This window comes from Blautia sp. NSJ-175 (assembly GCF_022867815.1).
GTDB classification, from domain to species: Bacteria; Bacillota; Clostridia; order Lachnospirales; family Lachnospiraceae; genus Blautia; species Blautia celeris.
This window is the reverse complement of sequence record NZ_JALIFQ010000046.1, coordinates 1-9111: the sequence shown is the minus strand read 5'-3', so window position 1 is coordinate 9111 and position 9111 is coordinate 1. Positions and strand designations below refer to the sequence as shown.

16 protein-coding genes are annotated in these 9111 nt (G+C 45.0%); all 16 read left to right on the top strand.

Translation table 11 applies throughout. The annotated features are described in order from the left end of the window. Nucleotides 1-189: 189 nt before the first annotated feature. The 16 genes from MUB35_RS29995 to MUB35_RS29920 all read left to right on the top strand — a co-directional run bounded on the left by MUB35_RS29995 (nt 190) and on the right by MUB35_RS29920 (nt 9035). Nucleotides 190-801, top strand: coding sequence for a hypothetical protein (locus MUB35_RS29995; RefSeq protein WP_244807358.1), 612 nt, complete (start codon nt 190-192; stop codon nt 799-801). 561 nt (nt 802-1362) lie between these two features. Further along, the gene (locus tag MUB35_RS29990; RefSeq protein WP_244807357.1) at nt 1363-1647 is read left to right on the top strand and encodes a hypothetical protein; all 285 of its coding nucleotides are present in this window, start codon (nt 1363-1365) and stop codon (nt 1645-1647) included. A 221-nt stretch (nt 1648-1868) separates the two neighbouring features. Next, complete coding sequence (locus MUB35_RS29985) at nt 1869-2276, top strand: hypothetical protein (protein ID WP_244807356.1); 408 nt, start codon at nt 1869-1871, stop codon at nt 2274-2276. Nucleotides 2277-2316: 40 nt separating this feature from the next. Then, nucleotides 2317-3219: a ParM/StbA family protein gene (locus MUB35_RS29980; protein WP_227211495.1), complete on the top strand. Its 903-nt coding sequence runs from the start codon at nt 2317-2319 to the stop codon at nt 3217-3219. A 6-nt stretch (nt 3220-3225) separates the two neighbouring features. Beyond that, entirely contained in the window at nt 3226-3420 is a 195-nt protein-coding gene (locus MUB35_RS29975; RefSeq protein ID WP_118594186.1) for a hypothetical protein, read from the top strand. Between the two features lie 34 nt (nt 3421-3454). Further along, on the top strand, nt 3455-3667 hold the full coding sequence (locus tag MUB35_RS29970; RefSeq protein ID WP_118594187.1) for a hypothetical protein: 213 nt from the start codon (nt 3455-3457) through the stop codon (nt 3665-3667). A 13-nt stretch (nt 3668-3680) separates the two neighbouring features. Next, nucleotides 3681-4097, top strand: coding sequence for a single-stranded DNA-binding protein (locus MUB35_RS29965; protein ID WP_244807355.1), 417 nt, complete (start codon nt 3681-3683; stop codon nt 4095-4097). 28 nt (nt 4098-4125) lie between these two features. Next, nucleotides 4126-4527 (top strand): YopX family protein, encoded by a 402-nt coding sequence (locus tag MUB35_RS29960; protein ID WP_244807354.1) that lies wholly within the window; start codon nt 4126-4128, stop codon nt 4525-4527. Between the two features lie 18 nt (nt 4528-4545). After that, complete coding sequence (locus tag MUB35_RS29955) at nt 4546-4722, top strand: hypothetical protein (RefSeq protein WP_158587372.1); 177 nt, start codon at nt 4546-4548, stop codon at nt 4720-4722. Then, nucleotides 4709-5008 (top strand): hypothetical protein, encoded by a 300-nt coding sequence (locus MUB35_RS29950; RefSeq protein WP_244807353.1) that lies wholly within the window; start codon nt 4709-4711, stop codon nt 5006-5008. Before MUB35_RS29955 ends, MUB35_RS29950 begins: the two co-directional genes overlap by 14 nt. A gap of 43 nt (nt 5009-5051) precedes the next feature. Continuing rightward, nucleotides 5052-5339, top strand: coding sequence for a hypothetical protein (locus tag MUB35_RS29945; protein ID WP_244807352.1), 288 nt, complete (start codon nt 5052-5054; stop codon nt 5337-5339). A gap of 127 nt (nt 5340-5466) precedes the next feature. After that, a complete protein-coding gene (locus tag MUB35_RS29940) occupies nt 5467-6648 on the top strand; it encodes a DUF6017 domain-containing protein (protein WP_244807351.1) in 1182 nt (393 codons plus the stop codon). 28 nt (nt 6649-6676) lie between these two features. Continuing rightward, the gene (locus MUB35_RS29935; RefSeq protein ID WP_244807350.1) at nt 6677-6997 is read left to right on the top strand and encodes a hypothetical protein; all 321 of its coding nucleotides are present in this window, start codon (nt 6677-6679) and stop codon (nt 6995-6997) included. Continuing rightward, nucleotides 6987-7397, top strand: coding sequence for a hypothetical protein (locus MUB35_RS29930; RefSeq protein ID WP_244807349.1), 411 nt, complete (start codon nt 6987-6989; stop codon nt 7395-7397). Before MUB35_RS29935 ends, MUB35_RS29930 begins: the two co-directional genes overlap by 11 nt. Before the next feature lie 27 nt (nt 7398-7424). Next, nucleotides 7425-8441, top strand: a complete 1017-nt coding sequence (locus MUB35_RS29925) for a hypothetical protein (protein WP_244807348.1) — start codon at nt 7425-7427, stop codon at nt 8439-8441. 207 nt (nt 8442-8648) lie between these two features. After that, nucleotides 8649-9035, top strand: a complete 387-nt coding sequence (locus MUB35_RS29920; RefSeq protein WP_244807347.1) for a helix-turn-helix domain-containing protein — start codon at nt 8649-8651, stop codon at nt 9033-9035. Nucleotides 9036-9111 lie beyond the last annotated feature (76 nt).

Here is a 9111-nt window from a genome sequence, read left to right as displayed (position 1 = left end):
GTGCAATCAAACTTAATCCTGCCTAAGACTATTGTAAGGCAAAAAGAGAAGTGAAAAAAGTAGTGGAGTCAGTATCCTATTTTCATTATAGGCTGAGATAAGCTTTCATGATTCGTTGATAACTGAATATTGATGATTGGTAAGTTATGGTATATAATTTATTGAAACTACTTAAAGTGAGGTATGCGTATGATAGAGTGGTTTCAAACGAAACTTCTACTTCTTCCTATTAGCGGAGCTATAACAATACTTTATACGATCCTGGAGTATAGAATCAAAGATAAGGATAAAAAAGTTAAGGAATTAAGAGAAAAACAATTAATATCTGCATATGGCCCATTGAAAATGTTGATGGACAAATACGAAGCAAAGAGAGTAAATAGACAGGAATTCATTAATCGGATCACAAGTATATGGGAATTTAATTATTTGTTTTTTGACGACTCTATAAGTAAAGGTATTTCGGACATAATAGGTGCAGATACAGATACGGATTTTGAAAGCGCTATAAACGGATTGAAGCCTAAGATCAATATTAAATATAATTACTTAAGAGATAAAACGTATTATAAGATAGGGGACTTTGATCTAGGCAATAAAGTGCTCTTTTATTGTAGGTTGGTAATATGTATCGCTGCATTTACGATCTTTGTAGCTTTGTTATTATTCTTTGTCATATCCCACGAAGCAGCAAGGGTAGTTGGAGTCATTGGTAGCGTTTGTGTAATTACATTTGGAACTGTCCCCGTTTTTTTGCATGCTGTATGGTACTTCATAAATAAGTGTATATTAAAAAAATAAACCCATGAACCAATCATCTTATTCGGTGATTGGTTTTTTTATTACTCAGAAAGAGGTGAAAGCAATGTCAAAGGTTATTATTGATTTATTTTTTGTATTGCTATCGACCCTGATATCTTTTTTGCTTGCAGCTATTAGCGTAAGGCTTATGAAAGCAGCAGACGTAAGTGGAAACGTAAGATCATCTATAATAGCAATCGTCGTATCGGTGATAGGCCTGATCTATTCGCTGATCCTTGTAGTCTTTTTTATCTATATGCTCTTGGGACCCGTGGTCCGGTATTTATCGTAGACTGCGATCACTGAAAAAAGAGGAGGCAAATATGAGATCAGATGTAGAAGGTTTATTAATGATCTTTATGTTCTTATTATTCCTAGTATTACTTACCTTCTGTATGGACCTTATGGGTATTGGTGAAGAGATGACGTCATTTACTTCCAGGGTCCGGACCTACGCGTTCATATGGATCGTAGGTGTATTGCTCCAGATGAGTGTATTGATCGAATAAACATAAGGAATCGTGAGGTTTAATGAAAGTACAGAAAGAGGTGTAAGCTACAATGAAAAGTCTTGCCGTGACACTTATCGCTGTCTTGATAGCCGTAATCTGGACGATCGTAATTGGTAAGATAGAAGATGCGGCTATACGAAAAGACAACAATAAACTCTACATAACAAGTATGATCCTATGCGTGCTGCAGTTTATTTACATTCTGCTGTATGACAGTGAGTTTACGGATATGCAGATCATGATGTACCGGCAGCCAGAGCTAGAGAAGCAAAGGGAAGAGAAAGACTATCAGGAACAATTGTCGCTCTGGCAATTAGGAGTCAAAAAAACATAGAGGCGAACAGAAATGAATTTTTATTTAGTATTGTTAGTTATTTTTATCATGATACATGTAGCCATATATCTGCAAATTGCAAGAAATTATTCTAACGCTAAATTATATGATCTTTTTTTCATATTTATAATATTTGTATACATGATCCTTATGTTTTATGCAGTGATATGTACACGGGATTTTATTTAAGGTTATGGAGCATTCAGAAAGAGGTGAAAGTAATGTCCGAAACTATAATAAGCTATTTTATAACAATTTTATTGATTCTGACAGCTTTTGTTTTTATATCTGTCACTGTAAAGACAGCGAAAGCAGCGGAACGCAGTGATAACAGGATACTGTTTAAAATAGGAACTGCATTCAGTGTACTGAATCTGTTTTTTGATATGGCGATCATAATATACTTGGCGTATCAGTTCTTTATGCCGGATAAGTCAAATGGGATACTGCCGATCATGGTGTGGATAATAGGCACAGCCTCAGTGATGAATGCTCTGTCCTATCTTCTAACCGGATACGAGCGTATAAGAGACATATTTATAGCATCTGTGATCCTATTATTATATATTTTTATTGCTTTTTTGTCTGCTTATGGGCTCTATCACCTTTGGGGACAGACCAACTTTTAAATCAGATATTTGAGATAGTGATCAAGAAAGGACAGGAAAAATGAAGGATTATATTATTGGTATTGACCATGGGAATGGATATATGAAGACAGTCGGAAGCGTGTTCATCAGCGGTTTGGACACGTATGCAGTAGAGCCGCCGATGGCAGACGGGGTCCTGCAGATAGACGGAGCCTATCATGTGATTGGTGAGAACCGCAAGGCCTATGATCCGGACAAGACTAAAACAATGGATTATTATTACCTGACACTGGCGGCCATTGCGAAGGAGATCGAAATGAGGAAGTACCCAAGGAAGGATGGGAGCTTCATCCTGGCCTGCGGACTTCCGATCGAGTTCTTTGGGAAACAGAAGGATGCCTTCAAGACTTATCTCAGCCAGAAGAAGGAGGTGCACTTCTGGTATTCCGGGAAGGATTATCACATCAGGATCAAAAAGGTGGTCATCTTTCCGCAGGGATATGCGGTGATAGCCCCCCAGATCGCATCCTATGACGGCAGGGTCAATGTCATTGATGTGGGAAGCGGAACGATCGACATTCTGCAGGTCATCAATAAAAAGCCCGTTCTGTCAAAGTGCATCAGCCTGCCGGTGGGGATCCTCACCTGCATTGACGATATCCAGAAGTATTTCCGGATGCAGTATAACATGGAGCTTGATGATTACAGTATCCAGGAGGTGCTGCAGCTTCGGACCGGGGATCTACCGGAGGAGCTTGCAGCGGCCACGCAGGAGCTTATCCGTGAATATACAAAAAAGGTGCTTGCTGAACTGGAGCAGAAGGGGATCAACCTGAGATTCCAGAAATGCCTTTTCTGCTGCGGCGGTTCCCTGGTGTTCAAGAATTATGGGGACCTGAAAGGAGAGAACATTATTTTTAACACAGATATCCATGCGAACGCAAAAGGATTTGAATGGCTCTGCAGGGGAATGGAGAGGTGAACAAGGATGAGAGCATTTCAGGTATCAAGACAGGCAGAGAGCCCGTTAAATGAGAAGATAAAGGCAATAAACGGATATGAGACTGGAGATCTGCTGTATGTGTTACGGGCATTTGAAGCAGAGCCGGAAAACTATGAGCCAGAAGTAATACAGGCTGTTAGTAAAAGGCTGTATGAGAAAGGGATCATGCTGCTTTACTAGATCAAGAGATCCCACAGTGAAAGGGGGAAGGAGCATGGATGTAAAAAACAATGAAGGATACACCAATATCCCGGAAGCGGTAGCTGTCTTCCGCGTGGACCGGGAGCGTGAGCGTCTTGCCTGGATCAGGAGGAAGAGGGCAGGCCGGGCCATCTTTTTGGTAAAGCTTTTCCTGGACTTCATGGGATATGAAGTTGTTGGAAGGATATCCATAAAAGAACGGGAAACAGGGTGTACCTACAAATAGGAGGTTTTTGATCGTGAATAAAGTGATACTCATGGGAAGACTGACCAGGGATCCGGATATCCGGATCTCTGCAGGAGAAAAGGGGATGGCTGTCGGACGTTATACCCTGGCAGTTGACCGAAAATACAAGAGGGAGGGGGAAGCCACTGCAGACTTTATCAGCTGTATCTGCTTTGATAAAAAGGCGGAATTTGCAGAGAAATACTTCCGCCAGGGCACCCGGATAGCCATAAGCGGCAGGATCCAGACCGGAAGCTACAGAAACCGGGAAGGAAAAAAGGTATATACGACGGATATCGTTGTAGAGGAACAGGAGTTTGCTGAGAGCAGGCGTGCGCAGGAGGGGCAGCCGCCGGCAGAAGGGCCGGCACCTGCGGATGGCCTTCCGGACATCCCGGATGACATTGATGATGAGCTGCCATTCCGCTGATCGTTATGGGATATGAGGAGGAAGGTTTATGAACTATAGAATCTGGAATAAGGAAACAAAGAGCTGGGAAACAAAGCCGATCTCCATCCGGGCAGATGGGAGTTTGGTGATTATCCAGGAATCCTGCCGGGTATTGGAAGCGGGAGACTACATCTTACAGTGGAGCACAGGCAGAATGGATATTACTGGCTTGGAAGTTTACGAAGGTGATGTGATAGAAAGCCATCTGGGAGGGCGCATCCTTGCGTTAAATATGGTGGTGAAACAAGGAAGCTATCGGGCATATTGCCCAGTTGATAAACAGTATATGGATAACGTGGGCTTTTATGTATCCGCAAAAGGGCTCCCGGACATGCCACTGGGACCAGTAGAGGATTATGCAAAAGTGATCGGAAATATTCTGGAGAACCCAGAGTTGACAGAACTGTAGTATACGAAGGAGAGAGTTATGGAAATCAGCAACAATTACAGAAGATTACATCATTTACCTTTACAAAGAAAGAGAAAAAAGGGGCAGGTCATTTCTTTGGCAGGGGTGGGGATGTCATTTTACAATAAATTAATGTTTTTACGGGAGTACAGATATTGTAAGAAAAGAAGGAAAAAAGGAAATGGAAGAGTATAAAAGATTATTCGATGTGTACTTGAGAATGGCAGTCAGGCTATATGATCCCCAAAGGCCATATGACAACCTGGAGGTGTGCTGCAGGCAATGTATACGACTCAGAGAGCAGCTATTGGGGATGTGCCAACTTCTGGAAGCAACAGGGGATATGACCATGGAAGAAGCAGAAAAAGAAAGTAAGAGGATCATCAGCGAATTTTCAACCATACGGCTTTTTCACGCATACATAGGGGAGGGCGAATGTTATGTCTATACAGAGTTTGTCCCGGTACGGGACACAGAATAAGGAAACGCCGTGGTATAAAATATACAAATGGAGGTGAAGGACTATGTATTTTATTCTTGTGCTGCTCCTGATCACAGTATCCGTATGGGTATCAGCCAGGAGAAGGAAACGGGAACAAGAACAGACCTTGAAAGTAAAGAGACTGGAGGAATTCGCCAGGGCACTGCTGGACAGGCAGATAGAGCTCCTGAGCCAGGGGAAGCCGTTTTCCTGTACGACATTCGAGGTAGAGATATCAAAATTTCTAAGGGACTGCCTGATCCACTGCCTGGCCGAGGGAAAGTGCACTCCGGGGGATGCGTGGAAAGCTCATGGCAGAATTCCAGGATGAATTCCAAGAATTTGTGGATGATCAGGAAGAATGGGAACGAAGAAGGTATAAGCTCATGAAACCTGATCAGGATCAGTAAAAATCCCCACTTGGGATAAACAGATACAGAAATGAAAAGGGGTATATTATGTCAGATATTTTCCGGATGATCAAAAACAAAAACTATACAGTGATGAGCAACCATCATCTGCAGAACCAAAACCTTTCGCTAAAGGCCATGGGCCTGATGTCTAAGGTGCTGTCTCTTCCTGACGACTGGAAATACAGTGTCAAGGGGCTGGCAGCCTACTGCAGGGATGGATACGAGAGTGTCCGGACAGGCCTCAGCGAACTGGAGGCTGAGGGATATCTGGTCAGGCGGCAGATCCGGAATGACAGGGGGCAGATACTCTGCACGGAGTATATCTTCCGTGAAAGTCCTGACATGGAGATCCCGGAGCTGGAGAGGGCAGCGATAGAGGCGCCAGGGACAGAAGTGATAGAGGAGCAGGAAGAGCCGGGAACAGAAGTGACAGAAGAGCCGGAAGGACCGGGAACAGAGCCCCTGGAGGAAAAAGAGGAGGCTCACGGAACCCGCATAAATACTGGGTTTCTACCAGGATCGGAAAATCCGATCGTGGATAAAAAACGGGCAGCCTGCAAAGAAAAATCCATGGATGATCGAAAAAACAGCAGGGGAAGGGGATCACCAGGATCGGATTTTCCAATCACGGAAAACCCAAGCTTGGAAAACCCGAGCTTGGGAAATCGCCACCTACAAAATACTAATAAACTAAATACGAATAAACAAAATATAATAAAATCCTCTTCCAGGTCTTTTAGGGGAGAAGAGGGGAAGGAGGAGGCTGTCTGCCGGATACGGGAGCAGATAGGCTATGACCTTCTGCGCCCAAAATACGGACAGGCTCTCCTGGACGAGATCGTGGAACTCATGGCGGAGGTATCCCTTCCGGGCAGTGCTGCGGCTTTTTATACCGTCAACCAGAAAAGAATCGACCGGAAGACTATGTGTGAACGGCTGTCCAATCTGGGCTCTGAGCATATCCGGACGATCCTGGAAGGGATCCGGAACGGACCGCCCATCCGGAATGTCAGGAGTTATCTGCTGACATCGTTATACCAGGCAGACACGGCATTACATATCAACGCAGTCCGGAACAAAAAGGCAGAGAAAAAGAACGGGTTCCATAACTTCCATGAGCGGAGCTATGATCTCTCACTGCTGGAGAAGAGCCTTTTACAGGCACAGGGCCGTGCACAGGGGACCGGACAGCCGGCTGTGAAACGCCGGGGAAAGGAAGGACCATGAGTGTGGCAGGGAGCAGACGATATCCCAGATGATACGAAAAACAGAAAAGGGGGAATGGACCATGTATCGGGAAGATGGATGGGTAAAAGGCTTTTATCAGGATAACCTGGTGAAATATGAGTGCTATGGCTGCGGCAGGCAATTTATCCTGGGTGAAGAGCTGGTGAAAGGCTGCACGCATGGGTATCCGAGGTGCCCTTACTGCGGGAGCCGGGCTGTGGAGTGGGTGAGCATGACAGAGGATGACCAGCTGGTGGAGATGGCTCTGGGATGTATCGGCATCTACATGGAGCTGTCAGGGGAAAACTGCCCTGGCGATGAAAAGGAGGAAAATGCAGATGAAGAATAAAAGAGTTGACCTGAGGCTGAACAGTAAGATCGCCGCCCACCGCTTGGCGATCTCAAAACTGGAGCATTATGACAAAGCACGGTATACCAGCGCGATCCATTACATCGTGAGCGCTATTGATGCTTTTGAGGAGCCTGTGGAAGTGACAAAAAGTGAGCTGAGGCAGGTGATCCGGGAAGAGCTTGCAAAGGCTGCAGGAAAGCTCGGAGGAGCTGTGACAGGGCCTGTGTCCGGGGATGCAGCCGTACTGCAGGAGGAAAGGACGGAAAACGAAAAGATGCCGGACACTCCGGAAGTAAAATCACAAGGATCACTGACGGCCGGTGAGAACCCAGAGGAAGAGGAAAAGCCGGAGATAGACCCTGTGACATTTGAATTTATGGAGCAGCTGGGCATTTGAAAAAATAAGCGGGAGGAGGAAGGAATTATGCGACAGATCAGTAGAAAGGAATACGGGGCTGCAGGGAATACGGAACGGTATGGAAATGTCCTGAGCCTGGGATACAAGGGGGTGTCAGTAAACACTGCAGAATGGGGAAGGGCATACAGCGGCGGTGAACGGGGAGCTGCCCTGAACACAGGAAACTGCGGGTGGGCAGCTGTGTCCGGGAGCGGAGGGATCGCCGTCACAACAGGAAATGAGAGCCTGGCAGTGGCAGCCGGAGAGCATAGCGTGGCTTTTGCAAATGGCTGGAACGCTCTGGCCGGCGGCCGGAAAGGGTGCTTCCTCATATGCTCGGAATATGAGCCGGGAGAAGAGGGGAAGCTGCTGGACATCCAGGTGCAGAAAGTGGATGGGACGATCATTCAGGAAAATATGCTTTACTGCCTGCGGAAAGGCCGTTGGTGCCAGGTAAGAAAAACTCCTGAGATCCGGATACCGGAACCCGGCAAGATCCATGAACAGAGACAGGAGAGGGCAGTCTTTTGGCGGTGGCTGCAGGAAAAAGCCGGGAAACTGAGTGAGTATCCGGGACGGATGATCCAGAACCTGTTCTTTGAGCATGAGATATCCAGCACAGGAAAACGAAATATCAGCAGGAACCGGATGGGAGGGATACAGAGCAGCGGATCCGGGAGTATCGCGGTACAGGACAGCTGTTATCCGGGAAATCTATCCTCAGTCCTGGGATCACGCAGTATCCTGCTCCACCGGGCAGATTTGGGACTGGCACTTGCCGGCGGTTGCCAGACTACCGTGATCCGGACCGGTCACGCAGGAAGTGCAGCTGCCTGTGCAGAAGGTACAGCTGCCGCCGCTCTGGGAAACGGCTGCAAGGTCAAGTGTATGCCAGGCACGTATCTGATCGCGGCGGAGCATGATCTGGAAGAAGGATATATCACAGATATCCAGATCAGAAAAGTGGATGGGAAGGGGATCCTTCCGGATATGTACTATATCCTTTATGAGGGTGAATTCATAGAGGCTTGGAAATATAATTAAGCGCTATAGGCTCCTTTTCTTGTGAAGTGTTATTTTATGACAATGTACCGCTTAGAAATTTAAAAGATACTATTGACAAAGAGATGATTTTATGTGATAAGGGAGGGAAACATATGCTTTTTATTGTTGGCCTTATGCTTCTTATTTTTGTTATTATTGAGGGTATCATCATTCATCGCTTATGCCGTGTATGTTAGGAGAATGATGATGTTTAGAATAGATAATGATTTTATTTCGCCTGGCTCGATAGGTGCAAAAATAAAAAAGATACGAGAATATCGTGGATTAACTCAAAAAATATTAGGCATACGTTGTGGATTCTCTGATGCCACAGCAGATGTCCGCATTGGACAATATGAAAAGAACAAAAAGACACCAAGAGAAAAGGCATTAAAGACACTGTGTAATGCACTTGAAATTGACGAATCAGCACTATTTGATGTCGATTTGTCGGTTGCAAATACTGCAAGACACGCATTATTTGATATAGAGGATTTTCATGGCTTACGTCCAGTTAAAGTACAAGGGAAATATTATTTAGAATTTAGTGGAAATTATATATGTCTTTTTGACTATCTTTTTATATCTTCTTAAATGTCCGCAAAGCCTTATTTTATCGGCTCTACGGGCATTTTGCTTTTGTGGTAAACCTCACATATCTAGGTCTATC